The sequence below is a fragment of the Lonsdalea iberica genome, from assembly GCF_002111585.1.
GTDB classification, from domain to species: Bacteria; Pseudomonadota; Gammaproteobacteria; order Enterobacterales; family Enterobacteriaceae; genus Lonsdalea; species Lonsdalea iberica.
This window is the reverse complement of sequence record NZ_LUTP01000006.1, coordinates 97563-117129: the sequence shown is the minus strand read 5'-3', so window position 1 is coordinate 117129 and position 19567 is coordinate 97563. Positions and strand designations below refer to the sequence as shown.

Sequence of the window (19567 nt, the reverse complement as noted above, 5' to 3'; positions counted from 1 at the left end):
GCCCGGAGAGGTAAAAACGTAGGTTTTTAGACTCTCAGTCATTACAATTTATGAACCGAACAACACCCGTATTTACTTAGACTGCGAGCTACCTTTACGCCTATGGTCACTCCCTCCCGAGTACAACCCCGCATCGCCACGTTGGATTTTGTCCGCGGCGTGGCGTTGCTTGGCATCCTGCTGATGAACGTTTCCGCCTTCGGTTTGCCGGAAGCCGCCTACCTCAACCCCGCCTATAACGGTCAGCCCTCTGTGCGCGATGCCTGGACCTGGGCGATCATGGATATTTTGGTGCAGGGGAAATTTCTGACCATGTTCGCTTTGCTGTTCGGCGCGAGCTTGCAGCTTTTACAGCCGAGAGGGCGGAGTTGGATCCACGCACGACTGTTCTGGCTGATGATCTTCGGCCTGATCCACAGCTTGTTCTTCTGGGATGGGGACATTTTGCTGGATTACGGGCTGATTGGTCTGGTGTGTTGCGGCATGCTGCGGATGGCTGACAGCACCAGAATGCTGTTGCGCGCAGGGACGATCATGTATCTGGCGGGGGTCGCCATACTGGTGGTGTTGAGCCAACTGCTGAGCCAAACCGGCGGCCGATTTTGGCAGCCAGGCCCTGGCGATCTAGCCTACGAGGCGCACTGGCTGGTGACCGGCGGCCCGGAAGCCTGGAGCAATCGGCTCTCGATGCTGAGTCAAAGTCTGCTATCGATGGGCGTGCAGTACGGCTGGCTGCTCTGCGGGGCGATGCTGCTTGGCGGCGCGCTAATGCGCAGCGGTTGGCTGAAGGGCGAATTCAGTCTGAGCCACTATCGTAAAGTCGCGCTGGTACTGCTGGTTCCCGCGCTGATCATCGACGGAGCGGGTGCGGCGGCGCAGTGGCATCTGAACTGGGAGTATCGCTGGTGCGGACTGTTGTTGCAGATCCCCGGCGAACTGAGCGCGCCGCTGCAAGCCATTGGCTATCTGGCGCTGTGCTATGGCTATTGGCCGACGCTGCGGCACTGGCGTCCGACAAAGTGGATTAGCGATATCGGTCGGATGGCGCTAAGCAGCTATCTGCTGCAAACGCTGATCTGCACCACGCTGTTCTACCGGCTGGGCTGGTTCATGAAGCTCGACCGGCTGGCGCTGTTGGCGTTGGTGCCGCCGGTATGGATCGTCAATCTGCTGTTCGCGCATTACTGGCTGCGGGTTTTCCGGCAGGGGCCGATGGAGTGGTTGTGGCGTCGCCTGACGCGGTTTGTCGCAGGCAAGCCCGATGTCGCCATTAGCGAATAAACTCGGTTTAATCAAGGATGGAACGCGGCGGCGGATTTCTTGCCGACCGTTTCCGTAGTGTCAGCCGGCAGATACTCGGGCGGCACGGCCGGATAGCCGGGCTCATCGGCAGAAATTGTATGCGGAGCGGGGATCGGGATCATTGGACCAAGAAACCGGGGTTCGCGCTTCAAAATATACAGATCGAACAAGGTGCCCAGACGGGCGCCGAACTCCCTAATTCTTACCATCCAAATATCCTTGGGCGACGGCACCGCATAACACTGGGCCTGAATACCCAGATGCAGCGCAATAAACAGCGCGCGCTCGCAGTGGAAACGTTGGGTGATGATGGTGAAGTCGTTGGTGTCGAACACTTTTCGGGTGCGAACAATCGAGTCCAGCGTGCGGAAACCGGCGTAGTCGAGCACTATATCCATCGGCGCAACGCCTGCGGATATGAGATCGCGCCGCATCGTCATCGGCTCGTTATAGCTTTGCTGCGCGTTGTCGCCGCTGAGGAGCAGATAGCTGACTTTGCCGCTGTTATAGGCATTGAGCGCGCCCTGAATGCGGAACAGATAATATTGGTTAATGCCGCCTGCGCGGTAGTATTTTGCCGTACCCAGCACGACGCCGACGGGGCGGGGGGGAAGGTCTTTCAGGTCGTCGAAAATGTAGGGGGCGGTGCGCCAGCTGATGCAGCGGTCAAGCAGAAATGCGCCTCCTGCCAGCACCAGGATGCTGGTGAAAAGACCAAATGTCAGGCGTTTCCACATGCGTCTGCCTTACTCAGCACGAATCAAATCATCCGGCAAGGCTACTTTACCTGCCGGGCTCACGCAAGGCGAAGCGTCCCGGGTGAACGCTTAATGATGAATTTTAGTGCAAGGGATCAATTAAAAGGAAAAGAATACCGGGGACGGGAGGAAAGAATTCCCCGGTGTAACGTCATTAGACCCGGCTGCCCCACAGGTCATATTCGTCGGCGTGTTCGATTTTTACCGTCACGAGATCGCCCGGCTTGAGGCGAGTTTCGCCGTTCAGATAGACCGCGCCGTCGATTTCCGGGGCGTCGGCCATGCTGCGGCCGATGGCGCCTTCTTCATCGACTTCATCGATGAGTACCGGCAGCTCCAGGCCGATTTTCGCCTGCAGGCGCTGCGCGGAAATCTGCTGCTGTAACTGCATGAAGCGGTGGTAGCGCTCCTCTTTGATCTCTTCCGGCACTGGGTCGGGCAGCGTATTGGCGGTGGCGCCTTCTACGGGACTGAATTTGAAGCAGCCCACGCGATCCAACTGCGCTTCTTTCAGGAAATCCAGCAGCATCTGAAAATCCTCTTCCGTTTCGCCGGGGAACCCAACGATGAAGGTTGAGCGCAGCGTCAGCGCCGGGCAGATCTCACGCCAGCGTTTAATGCGCTCCAGCGTGCGTTCGATCGCGCCGGGGCGTTTCATCAGCTTCAATACTTTCGGGCTGGCGTGCTGTAGCGGGATATCCAGATACGGCAGGATTTTTCCTTCCGCCATCAACGGGATCACCTCGTCGACGTGCGGGTAAGGGTAGACGTAGTGCAGGCGGACCCAAATCCCCAGCGTCGCCAGCTGTTCGCACAGGCTGACCATGCTGGACTTGACCGGCTGGCCGTTCCAGAAACCGGTACGGTGTTTGATGTCGGTGCCGTAGGCGGAGGTATCCTGCGAAATGACGAGCAGTTCTTTCACCCCGGCGTCGACCAGACGCTTAGCTTCATCCAGGACGGAGCCTACGGGACGGCTATCCAGTTTTCCGCGCATTGAGGGGATGATGCAGAAGGTGCAACGATGGTCGCAGCCTTCGGAGATCTTGAGGTAGGCATAGTGACGTGGCGTCAGTTTCACGCCGGATTCCGGCACCAGACTAGTGAACGGGTTGTGTTTCGGCTGCGGAACATAATGATGGACGTGCGACAGCACCTGCTCGTAGCTGTGTGGCCCGCTGATCTCCAGCACGTTGGGATGCACTTCGCGGATTTGGTTCTCTTTGGCGCCGAGACAGCCGGTGACAATGACTTTACCGTTTTCATTGAGCGCTTCGCCGATGGTTTCCAGCGATTCTTGAACGGCGCTGTCGATGAAGCCGCAGGTGTTGACGATCACCAGATCGGCGTCGTGATAGCTCGGCACGACCTGATACCCTTCGGTGCGCAGCTCCGTGAGGATGCGTTCGGAATCCACCAGGTTTTTGGGGCAGCCCAGGCTGACAAAACCAATTTTATTGCCCTGCGGTTTGTCGCCGCCTTTCTTTTGCCGGGCCAGCGTTTTCTCCGGGGCCGCCAGCGTGGTGGTCTGCGAAGGATCGAAGGTGTTAACAGTCATAGCGTCTCATACATCGGGTTGTACGGGAAAAGTCGGCGGATTATACCCGAATCAACGGCAGGAAACAGATCCCGCCGCCAATCTTGACGGCGGAGCGGGGCGTTTAGCTGAGGGGAATCATAACCTTGCTTTTGAACGCCGGACGCGTCGTTAATTGCTGGTACCAGCGCTCCAGATGGGGATGAGGCTGGCGTGTAATGGGCATGCCGAACCAGCCGTAGGCAATGCAGCCCAGCGGAATATCGCCGACGCCAAAGTGCTCTCCGGATAACCAGGGCTGGGTCGCCAGCGCGCTATCGGCGATGCTCAGCAAAGATTCGCAACGCTCGATATTGGCTTCAACGGCAGCCCTATCGCGCTGGTCGGCAGGCGTGCGCATCATGTTGATAAACACCGGCCCAAAAAATGTGGCGAAGGATATTGCCCAATCCATCCATTTCTCCGCGCTGGCGCGCACTTTCGCATCGGCCAAATAAAGCGAATCTTGCCCATACTGCGCCGCCAGATAGCGCACGATACTATTGGATTCCCATAGCACCAGCTCATCGTCGCGCAGGCAGGGAATCAATCCGTTGGGATTCAGCGCCAGATAATCGGGGTCTTGATTACCCCCGAAAGCGCCGCCCAGAGGAATATGCTGGTACGTCAGTCCTAACTCCTCCGCGCACCAGAGTACCTTTTTCACATTCGTCGAGTTCTCGCGTCCCCATAGGGTTAGCATTGTGTTAATCCTCCCGTCACGTTTTGACCATTAATGTAGATAAGACCATGAGTCTGGCACGGAATAAAGTCGCGCATCGCTATGCCTGCATAATCATAGGGTTTTTTATTATTTATTTATTACGCTGATTCCCTTAATAATCATGATAACCAATGACAACAATGACTCAGACAGGAAGGGTGTTATGACATTTTCTCAATCTATACGAGCGACGGTGGTCGCCGCGCTATTGGCCTCGGGCATTCACAGTGCTGTCGCGCAGAGCGACGCACACACCATCGTATTCGGCGTCGCGCCGGGTCCTTATGGCGATATGGTTAAACAGGCCATCAAACCAGAGCTGACGCAAAAAGGGTACAAGGTCGTGGTGCGCGAATTCAGTGACTACGTCCAGCCTAACCTCGCATTGTCGAACGGCAGCATCGACGCCAACCTGTTTCAGCATACTCTTTATCTGGACAAGTTCGCGGCGGATAAAGGTCTGAAACTGACCCGCCTAATCGCGGTGCCGACCGCCAGCATGGGATTCTATTCGCGCAAAATCACCTCGCTGGACGAATTGAAGAAAGGCGACATCGTGACGTTATCCAACGATCCCACCAACCTGGCTCGTGGCCTGCGCTTCCTACAGTCGCTGGGACTGATTACCATCAAGCCGGACATCGATCCCACTAAAGCGTCGGAAAAAGATATTGTCAGCAACCCGCGAGGGCTGGTGTTTAAACCGCTCGAAGCTGCGCAACTGCCACGCACGTTGGATAGCGTGACGGCCTCGTTGATCAACGGCAACTTCGCCCTTTCCGCCGGACTGAAACTCTCTTCCGCGCTGAAGCTGGAAACGCTGGATGAGAACCTCAAGAACGTCATTGCCGTCCGGACGGCGGACGTTGATAAGCCGTTTGTGAAGGACATCCAAGTCGCCGTCGAGTCACCGGCTTATGCGGCCGTGATCGACAATCCGGCGACGATGTTCAGTCAGTTCCAGAAACCGGAATGGATGCACGCGCAGACGCCAGCGCCAACGACCACGCCATAACGATCTGGCCGCGTGACCTTTCATAGAGCCGGTCAATGATCGGCTTTCTGTTGTTCCTATATTCAGTCGGGAGTGCGCGAACCATGATTCGCATAGACAATGTCAGCGTTGACTTTCCACATGAAAAACAACGAGAAACGAAAGCGGTGGATAATGTTTCACTGCATATCCGTCGGGGCGATGTGTATGGCATCGTCGGGGCGAGCGGGGCTGGGAAAAGTACTTTGCTGCGCACCATCAATCTGCTACAGCGCCCGACGTCGGGCCATGTTAGCGTGAACGGCGTGCGTATCAGCGACCTTCGCGGTGCCAGGCTGCGGCACTGTCGACAAAAAGTCGGCATGATTTTCCAACACTTTAATCTGATGCAGACGCGCACCGTTGCGCAAAACGTCGCTTTCAGCCTGAAATCAGCGGGCAAATCCAGGGCGGAGATTGAGCGGCGGGTGCCGGAGATCCTGATGCTGGTCGGGCTGGCGGATAAGGCTCAGGCCTACCCTGCGCAGCTCAGCGGTGGGCAAAAGCAGCGGGTCGGCATCGCGCGGGGCATCGCCAACCATCCGGAAGTGCTGCTGTGTGATGAGCCGACGTCGGCGCTGGATCTGGAAACGTCCGCCGCGATCCTTGCGTTGCTGAAAGAGATCAATCTGAAGCTTGGTATTACCATCGTGCTGATCTCTCATGAAATGAGCGTCATTAAGACGATCTGTAATCGCGTCGCGGTGATGACCGGCGGTCGCGTGGTGGAAGAGGGCGACGTGTTCGATATCTTCGCCACCCCGCAGCACGATTTCACTCGCCAACTGGTGGCGCATACGCTGAATCTAGCGCTGCCTAGCCGGCTGAAAGAGGATTTGCGGGGAACGCTGGTGAAGATCCTGTTCGTCGGCGACTCCGCCGAACAGCCGGTCCTGTCGGATGTCGCGACGCGCTTCGGCGTGTCCGTGAATATTCTGCACGGCAAAATCGAATATATCGGCAATCGGGCGCTGGGGATCCTGGTGGCGCTGCTGATGCACGCGACGGACCCGTCGCAGGTCACGGCCGCCGTCGAGTACATCCGCCATAAAACCGCTAACGTGGAGGTGCTGCATGGATGAATTATGGGGTGATCTGATCGCCGCATTCGGTGAAACATTCCAGATGGTCGGGATTTCGACTTTCTTCGCCGTAATCGGCGGCCTGCCGCTGGGGCTGTTGATCTACGTCACCGACCGGCATCTTTTCTGGGAGAACCGCTTTTTCTATCTGCTCAGCACCGTGCTGGTGAATATCATCCGTTCGATTCCGTTCGTGATTTTGCTGGTGCTGCTGCTGCCGTTGACACAGATCCTGCTCGGCAACACTATCGGCCCTATCGCGGCCTCGGTGCCGATGTCCGTCGCCGCTATCGCTTTTTATGCGCGGCTGGTGGATAGCGCGTTGCGCGAGGTTGATCCAGGAATTGTGGAAGCCGCGGAGGCGTTCGGCGCCAGTCCAATGCGTATCATCGGCACGGTGCTGCTGCCGGAAGCGCGTTCCGGGTTACTGCGCGGACTGACGATAACGTTGGTGAGCCTGATCGGCTACTCGGCGATGGCGGGCATCGTCGGCGGCGGCGGCGTCGGGGATCTGGCGATCCGTTTCGGCTACTACCGCTATGAAACGCAGGTCATGGTGGTGACGGTCATTGCGCTGGTGATTCTGGTACAGATCGTACAAACGCTAGGCGACTGGCTGGCGAAACGCGCCGATAAGCGCGAGCGACGCTGATCGCACCGGGGCGCCTTTCCTATAGTCCGTTCGCGGCGGAAGGAGAGGCGTCCATTTTCCTCTCTTTTTCCTCGGTTTTATCCGCAGTCACCGCCTCCTCGGACCGGTTTTCCTCACGTTTGATTAACTTTACACATTGAGACGTTTTATTACGGCACGTGAAAGGCTACTTTTATGTGTGTCAGAATATGTCTGCATAGCGTTCCTCTCCGTAGTTAACGACGTAAGGACAGAGTTGCTAACCAATGAAAATCAAGATGCGTTTTCCCCGCTTACAGGCCGGCATCGCCAGCCTGATCTTCGTAACGGTATTGCCTGCGGTCGCGGAACAAGCGCCGCCCGCGCCACAAATCGACGCCAAAGCCTATATCCTCATGGATTTTCACAGCGGCCAGGTGTTGGCCGAGTCTCAGGCGGATGAACGGCTCGATCCCGCCAGTCTGACCAAAATCATGGCCAGCTATGTGATTGGGCAGGCGGTGAAAGCCGGCAAAATAAAAACGACCGATGTGGTGACCGTTGGAAAAGATGCCTGGGCGACGGGCAATCCGGCGCTGCGCGGTTCTTCGCTGATGTTCCTGAAGCCCGGCGATCAGATTGCGGTCTCAGAATTGAATAAAGGGATCGTTATTCAGTCCGGCAACGATGCCAGCATCGCGCTGGCGGATTATGTGGCGGGCAGCCAGGACGCGTTTGTCGGGCTGATGAACCAATATGTGAAAGCGCTAGGGTTGACCAACACGCATTTTCTAACCGTCCACGGCCTGGATGCGGAGGGGCAATACAGTACCGCGCGGGATATGGCGCTCCTCAGCCGGGCGCTGATTCGCGACGTGCCCGATGAATATGCGCTGCACAAAGAGAAGTCTTTCACCTTCAACAACATCCGTCAGATGAATCGCAATCGTCTGCTGTGGAGCAGCAACCTGGTCGTGGACGGGGTGAAAACCGGGCATACCAGCGGCGCAGGCCATAATCTGGTGGCGTCCGCCACGCAAGGGGAGATGCGCCTGATCTCCGTGGTGCTGGGTGCGCCGACGGATGCGATACGTTTTCGCGAAAGTGAAAAGCTGCTGACCTGGGGATTCCGATTCTACGACACGGTTACGCCTGTACGCAGCGATACGGTGCTGACGACGCAACGTGTATGGTTCGGCGAGAGTTCGCAGGCGCGTTTAAGCGTGGCTGAAGACGCCGCGCTCAGCATTCCCAAAGGACAGAGCAAAAATCTGCGGGCCAGCTATACGATCAGCTCAACGCCGCTGACGGCGCCGCTGAAAAAAGGGCAAGCCGTTGGAACGGTGGATTTTCAGCTGGAGGGTAAATCCATCGCTCAGCGTCCGCTGGTGGCGATGGACGACGTACCGGAAGCAGGGTTCTTTAGCCGCATGTGGGACGCGGTGCTGATGAGACTAAATCAGTGGTTTGGCGGTCTCTTGGGGTGAGCATCTGACCGGGCGTTGCCGTTAGCGACGGGGTAAGCAGTTGAATGTCCTGTTCGGCACAGTAGCTGATGTAGTCGGCGGCCGGTAATCGGTCGCTGACCACGATATCGAAGAGCGTCAGTTCGCCGATGCGGGCCGGGCTGCGTTTCTCGAATTTGCTGTTGTCGATGACCAGGACATTGCGTTGACTCGCCGATAACGCGCGGTGTTTTATCGCCAGTTCGGCGACATCGAGACAGGTGGCGCCCACCTGAAGATCGACCCCTTCCGCGGAGATAAACGCGACATGCGGGCAGAGATGGTCCATGTCGTGCTGGTGGCCGATAGGGGTAAACAGGGCTTTGCTCGCGTTGAACAGTCCGCCTAGCAAGATCGCCTGACACAAGGGTTTATTTTGCAGCGCCATAAAGGTGTTGAGCGAGTAGCAGACGCCGGTGAAGCACATATCGTCCGGGATCGCTTCGATGATGAAGCTGGTCGTGGTGCCGCAGTCGAAAAAGACGATGTCGTTGGCTTCGACCAACTGTGCCGCACATTCCCCAGTCTGGCGTTTTTCTTCCACCTGACACTGTTCTCGATCGGCAATGAGATAACCGCCGACATTGTGGCTCCGAGGATCGCTGACCACATAGCCGCCCAGCAACATTACGCAGGTCTCCCCACTGTTAAGGTCGCGCCTCACGGTCATCTCAGAAACGCCCAGCAATAGTGCCGCCTCTTTAAGGCGCATTTTGTCGGTTTTCTTTAAGGCTCGTGCCAGTGTGTTCAGCCGTTCGATGCGGCGCATTACCATGATGGTCCTCAGTAAATAAAGTCAAAATAAAATGCAGTGCGATAAGTGTCGGCCTCCTTGTCAACGACAGCCCCATCGATAGCCATAGGCTGATGCCAACGCGAGGTTGTCCAAGTTCAGAGGTCTAAAAGGTGGCGCACAGCGTGTTCTGTGTGCCGTGCCAGAGTGCGGTCAACCGCAACCTGAAGCAGCAGGAACAGCCATGTTCATGCGGGAAATAGCCTGAGCCGGTGAGCCGGCAGACGGGACAGTAATATAGCGGTTTAGATAACGGTGGTGCAAACAGACATTAAGAAACTAATGTAATGGGTATTTAAATAAGTATAACTAATTACGAAATAGGGTAATTAGCATCCTATCAAAGTCACGGGCTCGTGTATCAAGCCGCAAAGATCATGATTGGCGAGTCGCCCTCCTACCAGCGACAAAAGTGACGCGGTGTCACTTATTAGCGCAACGCGCGGAAGATAAAGGGAGAAGCTTATCTGCCGCGCTGCACTTTCGAATAATCTCTGTTTGCTCTCGTCAACATCCCGCTATAACGGTAGCTCCGGCCAGATAATGACAATAAGCGAACCCGCCAGTGTCAGGAGAACATTGGCGATGGCGTACGTGCCGGCATAGCCGAGCGCCGGAATATTGCTGCGCGCAGCATCGCTGATGATATCCATCGCAGGCGCGCAGGTACGGGCTCCCATGATGGCCCCGAACAGCAGCGCGCGGTTCATGCGGAGAATATAGGCGCCAAACAGGAAACAGATAAACACCGGCACCAGACTGACCAGCATTCCTGACAGCAGCATTTGCAGACCAATAGCGCCCAGACTGGTGTTGATGGTGCCGCCTGCGCTCAGACCGACGCCAGCCATGAAAACCATCAGCCCGAACTCCTTCACCATATTCAACGCCCCCTGCGGGATATAGCCGAAAGTGGGATGGTTGGCTCGCAGAAAGCCCAACATGATGCCCGCGAACAGCAGACCTGCGGCGTTGCCGACGCCGAACGAAAAGTGGCTGAACTGAAACGAGATCAGCCCGATCATAATGCCGATAATAAAGAAGGCGCAGAAGGCGAGCAGATCGGTGAGCTGGCTGTGGATGGAGATAAAACCGATGCGGTCTGCAATGCTTTTCACCCGTCGGGTGTCGCCGCTGACCTGCAACACATCCCCTTTATTCAGCACCACGCCATCGTCAATCGGCATTTCAATCTGGCTACGGACAATGCGATTGAGAAAGCAGCCGTGGTCGGTCAGTTTAAGCTGGCTGAGTCGTTTGCCGACGGCGTTGTGGTTTTTCACCACGATCTCTTCAGTGACGATGCGCATATCCAGCAGATCGCGGTCGAACACTTCTTTGCCGTCGCGGAAGTTGGGATTGAGCCGCGCATGCGCATCCGGGTAACCGACCAGCGAAATCTCGTCGCCCAGTTGCAGCACGGCATCGCCGTCCGGGCTGGCCAGAATCCCGTTACGCCGAATTCGTTCGATATAGCAGCCGGTTTGGCGGTAAATGCCCAGCTCGCGCAGATTTTTGCCGTCGGCCCAGGCCACCAGCTCCGGCCCGACGCGATAGGCGCGAATAATCGGTAGATAAATCTTGCGCTGACTGTCGGCGTCCAGGCCGCGCTCACGCGCGATTTGCTGGGCGCTGGTCGGCAGATCCTGATGTTGCAGTTTAGGTAAGTAGCGCGCGCCAAAGATCAGGCTGACCAGGCCGATGAGATAGGTCAGGGCATAACCCAGGCTGAGGTGTTCCTGTTCGATGCCGAGCATGGGCGTGGCCCCGAACGCGTTCCTGAGCGTATCGCCTGCGCCGACCAGTACCGGGGTCGAGGTCATGGAGCCTGCCAGCATCCCGGCGGTTAGCCCGATTCCCCAGCCGAAAATTTTTCCTAATATCAGCGCAAGTACCAATGCGCTGCCGACCATAACCAGAGCCAGCATCAGATAGTTTTTGCCGTCGCGGAAAAAAATCGAAAAGAAGTTGGGGCCAGCTTCGACGCCCACACAAAAAATAAACAACATGAATCCCAGGCTGAGCGCTTCGGCATTGATGGTGAAATGCTGTTGGCCCAGAAACAACGAGACCACTAAAACTCCAATAGAATTACCGAGTTGTACGGAACCTAGCCTCAACTTCCCCAAACAAAGACCCAAACACAGAACGACGAACAGCAGCAGAATGTAATTCCCGTTTAACAAATCAGCGACGTTTATATTCATGGGATGCAACTTATTTTTTACTATTAAGTTCTTGATATAAAAGTAATTTAGGCTAAATTTACTCCATCACAAGGACGCTGGCGTCGACAGCAGAGTTGCATGAAATGAAGGGAATCAGCCGTGTCTGTAACGATTGATGTGGCGGTCGCTATTCTAGAAGTTTATTTGCGTGACAACCAGCTGTGTATGCAGATAAAACGCGCCAAGAGCACCGTCTTGGCACATCAGGGAAATACCACGATTGGTGGCCTGTGCGGTATGACGAGGTCGGAAGGTATTGTCACCTGTTTATAGTGAGAAGACGAAGCATGGCAAACAATAAAGGGTGGGTTGGGATAATCAGTTGTCTTGTATTGTTTACACTGGTTTTTCTCAGTCAGAAGATGATGTCGTTCAAAGTGACGACGGTACAGGGGGGTAACGGCGAGCCGGGCATGTTGCTGTTTTTACTGCCGGGTATGATCTCCAGCTATCTGACGGGTTGCGACAGAATGCGCTATACCCTGATTGGCGCCTTGATCGCAGTGCCCCTTTGTCTGTGGCTGCTGCGTGCAGGCCACGCATCGTGCGGATCGTTCTGGCAAGACTTGGCGTATGTGGTGGTGTCGGTTTTCTGGACTTTACTGGGAGGGTTGTTGCTGCTGTTTTTGAGGGCGGTCGTTCGTCACTTCTTTCGCTAATAACACGCGAGGTTTTTCTTGCGTTAAACGGGCGACGTCATTCGTGTTGAGTGCTGGATCAGCCATAAAAAAGGCGCGGGAAGCGCCTTATGTTGGATCAATGCTCGGTAAGTGACGCTGTCACTTAAACAGATTCAGATGCTCTTTCGCATAAGCTTCAAACTCCGTGCAGCCACCGATGTGCTGCTCATCCAGGAAAATCTGCGGAACGGTCTCAACCGGTTTGCCGACGGTCTTCGACAAATCGGCTTTCGTGATCCCTTCTTCCTGAATATCCACGTAGCGATAGCTGAAGTCATCGCGCTGAGCGGTCAGTTTTTCCGCCAGTTCTTTGGCGCGTACGCAATAGGGGCAACCTGGGCGTCCGAAAATTACAGCAAACATGCTTACTCCTTCATAAAAACTTAAAGTTAGCCAACGTGGCTACTATGCCCGCTCGACGACACAATAAAAAGCAGTCATTGCCTGTCGTATTGATTCCCTCTGGCTATCAGTATCGCACGCATGACGTTGTGAGTCGGGCGGCCTGTCTTATAATTGTGGGCTAAGCGACGCTTGCTGTCGCCTTTATATCCGTTGATTGTCGCGCCTGTTGCTGACCCTCGGCGCGACAGCCATTTTCATTACGCGTAAGGATCGCCATCGTGACTCCTACTATCGATTTACTCTGTCATCATCGCTCCATTCGTCAATTTACCGACCAACCACTGACGGAAGAGCAGCGTCAGGCCATATTCCAGTCCGCCCGAAGCGCCTCGACCTCCAGTCTGTTGCAGTGCAGCTCCATCATTCGTATTACCGATAACGCGTCGCGTCAGGCGCTGGTCACATTAAGCGGCGGCCAGGCGTACGTGGCGCAGGCGCCGGAGTTCTGGGTTTTTTGCGCGGACTTTAACCGACATCTGCAAATCTTCCCGGAGGCGGAGGTGGGGTTGGCGGAGCAACTGTTGCTGGGCTGTATCGACACGGCCATTATGGCGCAGAATGCGCTGATCGCGGCGCAATCGCTTGGACTGGGCGGGGTGTATATCGGCGGGATTCGCAACCACATCGCCGAGGTCACGGATTTGCTGGAACTGCCTGAGCAGGTGCTGCCTTTGTTCGGTCTGTGCTTGGGCTATCCGGCCGTTCAGCCGGATCAAAAACCGCGACTGCCCGCCGAGTTAGTGATCCACGAAAATACCTACCAGCCGATGGATAAAACCGTGCTGGCGCAATATGACCAGCACATGGCGGAGTATTACCAGCACCGCAACAGCCATCAGCGAAGCGGCAATTGGAGCGACCATATCAGAACGGCGCTGGAGAAAGAGCAACGTCCGTTTATTTTGAATTATCTGCATCGTCAAGGGTGGATTAAACGCTGACGGCGAGCCGCGTTCCGTCTTTTCACCGGCGAGGATGCTCCCTCCTGCACGAACTGGCCGTTCAGACGGCAAAAACAGGGGGACTCGGCAGCATCGCTATTGATATACTAGACTCGCGTTCGGGCACAGTGTCTGGGTCAGGCAGCGAAGGTAAGATGGCGTTCAAGCCGTTTTGGGCCATCGCCGTTGTCCGACAGCATTGTGGCTGTTCGTCACTCCCCGCAAGCTTATGAGAATGCCCTGAGATGTCGCCGCTACCACCACCCGCGGGACATTTATTCCGGGTATAGCCTTGCGGGCCGGTGTCTTTTTTCACTGATGGGTAAGTAATGAGGCAAGTTTATATGGATTCAATCATCGTCCCTGATTTGAATGTGCTACGGCGGTGGCTGGATCAACTGGGCATCATTTATTTCGAATGTGACTCCTGTGAGGCGCTGCATTTACCACATATGCAAAATTTTGACGGCATATTCGATGCCAAGGTCGATATCGTCGACAACGTCATCGTGTTTTCCGCGTTGGCGGAAGTGAAGCCGACTGCGCTTATCCCGCTGGTAGGCGACCTGAGCCAGACCAACGCCAGTTCTCTTACGGCCAAGGTATTTTTGGATATTCAGGACGATAATCTGCCTAAGTTGATCGCTTGCCAGACCTTTAGCGCAGGCGCGGGCATCTGTCTTGAGCAGTTCCGCTATTTCATGCAGCAGGCCGAAGAGCAGACGTCGATGGTGATTATGGAAGCCGGCGCCAATAATCTGCTGTTTATCGGCGATGAAGAAGAGAGTCCTGCTAGTCGCGTTATCGCGCCCAGCCTTCATTGATCGTGTTATTAATCAGTCAATACCATCGCATTTTCTTATTTTTGTCCCCCAACATTTTATTTTAGTTTCCTCGCCTATTTGCCATATATTCCACGGCATTTAGGCGACATTGGACGTGTACTATCAACCAAATACCAGTAAATCATTCATAAACCCCGGTTTTATCTCCCCTCTATGGTGCCTCCAGTTCACTACGGTTATGCTTTAAAGCGGTAGTTATGCATGAGGTCCGCCGTGTTTCGACGGTCAGTCGCTATACTGAATTCTGACGCAAGTTGATGAAAACACATTGCGAATGCTGCCCTGGTCGACACACTCGCGTAATCGATTCATACACAGTTAATCCTAATTATCCCCTGAGATGGAGGAATGGACGGATGTTCACCCAACGTAAAAAATGGTTATCGGGTGTGGTTGCCAGCGTGCTGATGGCTGCGTCGTTCACAGCATTGGCGGAAGATAAAACGCTGCATGTATACAACTGGTCTGACTATATCGCGCCGGACACGCTGCAGAACTTCCAGAAAGAGTCGGGCATCAAGGTTGTCTATGATGTGTTTGACTCCAACGAACTGCTGGAAGGCAAACTGATGGCGGGAAGCACCGGATTCGATCTGGTGGTTCCTTCGGCCAGCTTTCTAGAGCGCCAGCTCAGCGCAGGCATTTTCCAGCCGCTCGATAAGAGTAGACTGCCCAACTACCAGAATCTCGATCCAGAGCTGATGAAACTGATTGAGCCTCACGATCCAGGTCATAAATTTGCGGTGCCGTATCTGTGGGCAACCACCGGTATTGGGTACAACGTCGACAAGGTCAAAGCGGTGCTGGGCAAGGACGCTCCGCTGGATAGCTGGGATCTGGTGTTGAAGCCTGAAAACCTGGAAAAACTGAAAAGTTGCGGCGTTTCCTTCCTTGACGCCCCGGCGGAAATCTATGCGACCGTACTGAATTATCAGGGTAAAGATCCTAATAGTGCCCAAGAGAGCGATTACACCCAATCCGCCAACGATCTGCTGCTGAAGCTGCGCCCGAGCATCCGCTACTTCCACTCCTCGCAATACATCAACGATCTGGCTAACGGCGACATTTGCGTCGCGATCGGCTGGGCAGGGGATGTCATGCAGGCGTCAAATCGGGCCAAAGAGGCGAAAAACGGCGTCAATATCGGCTACAGCATCCCCAAAGAGGGCGCGCTGGCCTTTTTTGACGTGCTGGCGATCCCGAAAGATGCCAAAAATCTGGATGAAGCCTATGCGTTCCTGAACTACCTGTTGAAACCGGATGTGATCGCAGGCGTCACCAATTACGTCTATTACGCTAACCCGAACAAAGCCTCTTTGCCGCTGGTGAAAGACGACGTTAAAAATAACCCTGGCATTTACCCCCCGGCCGACGTTCGCGCCAAGCTGTTTACGTTGAAAGTTCAGTCCCCGAAAATCGATCGCGTGATCACCCGTTCGTGGACCAGGGTCAAAAGCGGGAAATAACGCCCCCAGCTGACCTCGGCCATCAGGCGGCGGCGGTCGCCTGATGGCCTCCTCATCTGTCGCAGTCAGGTGACTGCGATGTATCTTGCTTCTGCCGGAGAGCACTATTTTGAACGAAGCGATTTCCCGCCCTCAGCCTAAGACCCAAAAGGCGGCCACTCCGTTGCTGGAGGTCCGCAATCTGACCAAATCTTACGACGGACAACTGGCCGTCGATGACGTTAGCCTGACCATCTACAAGGGTGAACTCTTCGCTCTCCTTGGTGCGTCCGGCTGCGGTAAATCCACGCTGCTGCGCATGCTGGCCGGCTTCGAACGGCCGACGCAGGGGCAAATTATGTTGGACGGTCAGGATCTGTCGTTAGTGCCGCCCTATCTCCGTCCCATCAACATGATGTTCCAGTCCTATGCGCTGTTCCCCCATATGTCCGTCGAGAAGAACATCGCCTTCGGTCTCAAGCAGGACAAGCTGTCGCGCGGCGAAATCAAAGACCGGGTGGCGGAAATGCTCTCGCTCGTCCACATGCAAGAGTTCGCCAACCGTAAGCCGCACCAGCTTTCCGGCGGTCAGCGTCAGCGCGTCGCGCTTGCGCGAAGTCTGGCGAAACGCCCCAAGCTGCTGCTGTTGGATGAACCGATGGGCGCGTTGGATAAAAAGCTCCGCGATCGGATGCAGCTGGAAGTCGTGGATATTCTGGAACGGGTCGGCGTCACCTGCGTCATGGTCACGCACGATCAGGAAGAAGCGATGACGATGGCGGGACGGATCGCAATCATGAACCGCGGCAAATTCGTGCAGATCGGCGAGCCGGAGGAGATTTATGAGAATCCGACCACCCGGTTCAGCGCGGAGTTTATCGGCTCCGTGAACATGTTCGAAGGGCTATTGCAAGAGCGTCAGGACGATGCGTTCATCGTACAGAGTCCGGGGCTGGTGCATCCGCTTAAGGTAGCTTCCGACGTCTCGGTGGTCGACGGCGTACCCGTGTCCATCGCGTTGCGCCCCGAAAAAATCATGCTGTGTGAAAGCGTACCGGAAGACGGCTGCAACTTTGCGGTGGGAGAGGTGGTGCACATCGCTTATCTGGGCGACTTGTCGATCTATCATGTTCGCCTACAAAGCGGACAAGTCCTCAGTGCACAGTTGCAGAACGCCTACCGCTATCGCAAAAATGCGCCGACGTGGGGCGATGAAGTGCGGTTGTGCTGGGATGCGGACAGCTGTGTGGTGCTAACGGTGTAGCAGGGGGAGCACACATCAATGACGATCTTATCTGAACAACATCAGACAACGGGGAGAACCGCCGGCCTGCTCAGGCGCTGGCGGATGCTGTATGGCCACAAGCTGGTGATCGCGCTGCCGTATTTATGGCTCCTGTGTCTGTTCATGCTGCCTTTCCTGATTGTCTTCAAAATCAGTCTGGCGGAAATGGCGCGTACGGTGCCGCCGTATACCGATCTGATGACGTGGGTCGATGGCACGTTGAATATCGCGCTGAACATCGGCAACTATTTGCAACTGCTGTCTGACCCGCTGTACATCGAGGCCTACCTCCAGTCGTTGCAGGTCGCGGCGATCTCAACGTTACTGTGTCTGCTGCTGGGCTATCCGCTGGCCTGGGCGGTCGCGCACAGCAAACCGTCGACCCGCAATATCCTGCTGCTGCTGGTGATCTTGCCGTCGTGGACGTCGTTCCTGATCCGGGTTTACGCGTGGATGGGGATCCTTAAAGAAAACGGCATCCTGAACAACTTTCTGATCTGGCTTGGCGTCATCGACAGTCCGCTGACGATCCTGCACACCAATTTGGCGGTTTATATCGGGGTGGTGTACTCCTATCTGCCGTTTATGGTGTTGCCGATCTACACCGCGCTCACGCGTCTGGACTATTCGCTGGTGGAGGCATCGCTGGATCTCGGCGCTCGGCCCTTCAAAACGTTCTTCAGTGTGATCATGCCGCTGACCAAGGGCGGTATTATTGCCGGTTCGATGCTGGTGTTTATCCCGACCGTCGGCGAGTACGTCATCCCGGAACTGCTGGGTGGCCCGGACAGCATCATGATCGGTCGTATCCTGTGGCAGGAGTTCTTCAACAACCGCGACTGGCCGGTGGCTTCCGCGGTGGCGACAGTGATGCTGCTTCTACTGATCGTCCCCATCATCTGGTTCCATAAGCACCAAAACAAAGCGGCGGAGGATCAGGCATGAATGATTTACCGGCAGTGCGATCCCCCTGGCGTATATTGATTCTGGTGCTGGGATTTACCTTCCTGTACGCGCCGATGCTGATGCTGGTGGTCTACTCTTTTAACAGTTCCCGCCTGGTGACGGTGTGGGCTGGATGGTCCACGCAGTGGTACACGGCGCTGTTTCATGACTCCGCGATGATCAGTGCGGTTGTGCTCAGTCTGACCATTGCGGCGGCATCGGCGACGATGGCCGTCGTGATCGGGACGATGGCGTCGCTGGTGATGGTGCGTTTCGGCAGTTTTCGGGGTTCGAACGGCTTCGCCTTCATGCTGACCGCGCCGCTGGTGATGCCCGACGTTATTACCGGGCTGTCGCTGCTGCTGCTGTTCGTTGCGCTGGGTCATGCCATTGGCTGGCCGGCGGAACGCGGTATGTTGACCATCTGGCTGGCCCATGTCACGTTCTGTTCGGCCTATGTGGCGGTGGTGGTGAGCGCGCGCCTGCGTGAGCTGGACCATTCAATTGAAGAAGCGGCGATGGATTTGGGCGCAACGCCGCTCAAAGTGTTTTTTATCATCACCGTGCCGATGATTGCCCCCGCGCTGGTCTCCGGCTGGCTGTTGGCGTTCACGCTGTCTCTGGACGATCTGGTGATCGCCAGTTTTGTCTCGGGACCCGGTGCAACCACGCTGCCTATGCTAGTCTTCTCCAGCGTGAGGATGGGCGTTAATCCGCAGATTAATGCACTGGCTTCGCTAATACTCTTAGTGGTCGGCATTATTGGGATCATTGCGTGGTGGTTTATGGCACGGGCGGAAAAACAGCGGCAACGTGATATGCAAAAAGCGCGTCAGGGCTGAGCGGCATACTGCGAGTGAGCGCCGATCCAACCGTCATCATAACGCCACCTTGATTTGAGGTGGCGTTATTGTTTATGGGGAGGAGAGTCTTATTCTGTCTATAAAAAAGGATGCGTTGCGACTGTACCGCCGCGGTACGCCTGTCGCGGTGATGGTGGCGGGAACCGGTATTATCGCCACCCGCTGCGTGGGGTTGGCTTTGGTGATTGGCGAGCTGGGGCTGGATGGTTTCGGCGGTTGGTTAAGCAACAGCGCAGCGCAATGGGATACCACTCTGCTGATGTTGGCGGCATGGCTGCTGTTTTGCCTCGAGGTCCGCTGTGGGTTTGCGGTACTGTATGGGCGCGACTGGGGGCGCTGGTGCTATCTGGCTTGCCAGTGTCTGACGATGCTCTACATTCTCATCGCATCGGTGGCGAATGTGCTGCCGCCTATCTTTTATCTAAGTGCCGATGATGAGATGGGCGTGTTTAAACAGCTGCTGGAGCACAAGGCGGCGGATGTGGTCATGCTGCTCCTCCTGTTTCTCCCCCGGCGCAGCCAACGCTTTTTTATGCGTCGCAAATAA

Annotated in this window: 19 protein-coding genes; 13 read left to right on the top strand and 6 right to left on the bottom strand. The window is 55.7% G+C overall.

Annotated features, from left to right (window positions below):
- Positions 1-102 precede the first annotated feature (102 nt).
- Positions 103-1281, top strand: a complete 1179-nt coding sequence (gene yeiB / locus AU511_RS03865; RefSeq protein ID WP_094101026.1) for a DUF418 domain-containing protein YeiB — start codon at positions 103-105, stop codon at positions 1279-1281.
- An 11-nt stretch (positions 1282-1292) separates the two neighbouring features.
- On the opposite strand, the gene sanA is transcribed toward yeiB, so the two are convergent.
- The 3 genes from sanA to AU511_RS03850 form a co-directional block, all read right to left on the bottom strand.
- Positions 1293-2039, bottom strand: a complete 747-nt coding sequence (gene sanA, locus AU511_RS03860; RefSeq protein ID WP_094108821.1) for an outer membrane permeability protein SanA — start codon at positions 2037-2039, stop codon at positions 1293-1295.
- 175 nt (positions 2040-2214) lie between these two features.
- Positions 2215-3618 (bottom strand): 30S ribosomal protein S12 methylthiotransferase RimO, encoded by a 1404-nt coding sequence (rimO, locus tag AU511_RS03855; protein ID WP_167371992.1) that lies wholly within the window; start codon positions 3616-3618, stop codon positions 2215-2217.
- Between the two features lie 103 nt (positions 3619-3721).
- Positions 3722-4339 (bottom strand): glutathione S-transferase family protein, encoded by a 618-nt coding sequence (locus AU511_RS03850; RefSeq protein ID WP_094108820.1) that lies wholly within the window; start codon positions 4337-4339, stop codon positions 3722-3724.
- Positions 4340-4523: 184 nt separating this feature from the next.
- Here AU511_RS03850 and AU511_RS03845 point away from each other — a divergent pair, with 184 nt between their 5' ends.
- The 4 genes from AU511_RS03845 (at position 4524) to AU511_RS03830 (ending at position 8572) form a co-directional block, all read left to right on the top strand.
- A complete protein-coding gene (locus tag AU511_RS03845; RefSeq protein ID WP_094101029.1) occupies positions 4524-5375 on the top strand; it encodes a MetQ/NlpA family ABC transporter substrate-binding protein in 852 nt (283 codons plus the stop codon).
- A gap of 83 nt (positions 5376-5458) precedes the next feature.
- Positions 5459-6475: a methionine ABC transporter ATP-binding protein gene (locus AU511_RS03840; protein WP_094108835.1), complete on the top strand. Its 1017-nt coding sequence runs from the start codon at positions 5459-5461 to the stop codon at positions 6473-6475.
- A complete protein-coding gene (locus AU511_RS03835; RefSeq protein ID WP_094101031.1) occupies positions 6468-7127 on the top strand; it encodes a methionine ABC transporter permease in 660 nt (219 codons plus the stop codon). Before AU511_RS03840 ends, AU511_RS03835 begins: the two co-directional genes overlap by 8 nt.
- A gap of 257 nt (positions 7128-7384) precedes the next feature.
- A complete protein-coding gene (locus tag AU511_RS03830) occupies positions 7385-8572 on the top strand; it encodes a serine hydrolase (protein WP_240503758.1) in 1188 nt (395 codons plus the stop codon).
- Here the strand turns inward: AU511_RS03830 and deoR are convergent.
- Both deoR and AU511_RS03820 read right to left on the bottom strand, forming a co-directional pair.
- Positions 8508-9365 carry a DNA-binding transcriptional repressor DeoR gene (gene deoR, locus AU511_RS03825; RefSeq protein WP_094108818.1) on the bottom strand — a complete coding sequence of 286 codons (858 nt, stop codon included), beginning with the start codon at positions 9363-9365 and terminating at the stop codon, positions 8508-8510. The two genes, AU511_RS03830 and deoR, sit on opposite strands and share 65 nt — an antisense overlap.
- A gap of 536 nt (positions 9366-9901) precedes the next feature.
- Complete coding sequence (locus AU511_RS03820) at positions 9902-11590, bottom strand: aspartate:alanine antiporter (protein WP_094101033.1); 1689 nt, start codon at positions 11588-11590, stop codon at positions 9902-9904.
- A 308-nt stretch (positions 11591-11898) separates the two neighbouring features.
- Between AU511_RS03820 and ybjM the strand changes: the two genes are divergently transcribed.
- Positions 11899-12270: an inner membrane protein YbjM gene (gene ybjM / locus AU511_RS03815; protein WP_094101034.1), complete on the top strand. Its 372-nt coding sequence runs from the start codon at positions 11899-11901 to the stop codon at positions 12268-12270.
- A gap of 120 nt (positions 12271-12390) precedes the next feature.
- On the opposite strand, the gene AU511_RS03810 is transcribed toward ybjM, so the two are convergent.
- The gene (locus AU511_RS03810) at positions 12391-12654 is read right to left on the bottom strand and encodes a GrxA family glutaredoxin (RefSeq protein WP_094101035.1); all 264 of its coding nucleotides are present in this window, start codon (positions 12652-12654) and stop codon (positions 12391-12393) included.
- Between the two features lie 260 nt (positions 12655-12914).
- Here AU511_RS03810 and nfsA point away from each other — a divergent pair, with 260 nt between their 5' ends.
- From nfsA to AU511_RS03775, 7 genes are all read left to right on the top strand, one after another.
- On the top strand, positions 12915-13637 hold the full coding sequence (gene nfsA / locus AU511_RS03805; RefSeq protein ID WP_094108817.1) for an oxygen-insensitive NADPH nitroreductase: 723 nt from the start codon (positions 12915-12917) through the stop codon (positions 13635-13637).
- Positions 13638-13981: 344 nt separating this feature from the next.
- Positions 13982-14461 carry a type III secretion system chaperone family protein gene (locus AU511_RS03800; RefSeq protein WP_094101037.1) on the top strand — a complete coding sequence of 160 codons (480 nt, stop codon included), beginning with the start codon at positions 13982-13984 and terminating at the stop codon, positions 14459-14461.
- A 377-nt stretch (positions 14462-14838) separates the two neighbouring features.
- On the top strand, positions 14839-15948 hold the full coding sequence (gene potF, locus AU511_RS03795) for a spermidine/putrescine ABC transporter substrate-binding protein PotF (RefSeq protein WP_094101038.1): 1110 nt from the start codon (positions 14839-14841) through the stop codon (positions 15946-15948).
- A 109-nt stretch (positions 15949-16057) separates the two neighbouring features.
- Positions 16058-17191 carry a putrescine ABC transporter ATP-binding subunit PotG gene (gene potG, locus AU511_RS03790; protein WP_094101039.1) on the top strand — a complete coding sequence of 378 codons (1134 nt, stop codon included), beginning with the start codon at positions 16058-16060 and terminating at the stop codon, positions 17189-17191.
- Between the two features lie 18 nt (positions 17192-17209).
- Positions 17210-18157, top strand: coding sequence for a putrescine ABC transporter permease PotH (gene potH / locus AU511_RS03785; protein WP_094108816.1), 948 nt, complete (start codon positions 17210-17212; stop codon positions 18155-18157).
- Complete coding sequence (gene potI / locus AU511_RS03780) at positions 18154-18999, top strand: putrescine ABC transporter permease PotI (protein ID WP_085652301.1); 846 nt, start codon at positions 18154-18156, stop codon at positions 18997-18999. The genes potH and potI overlap by 4 nt, the downstream gene beginning before the upstream one ends.
- Positions 19000-19114: 115 nt before the next feature.
- Entirely contained in the window at positions 19115-19567 is a 453-nt protein-coding gene (locus AU511_RS03775; protein ID WP_240503757.1) for a YbjO family protein, read from the top strand.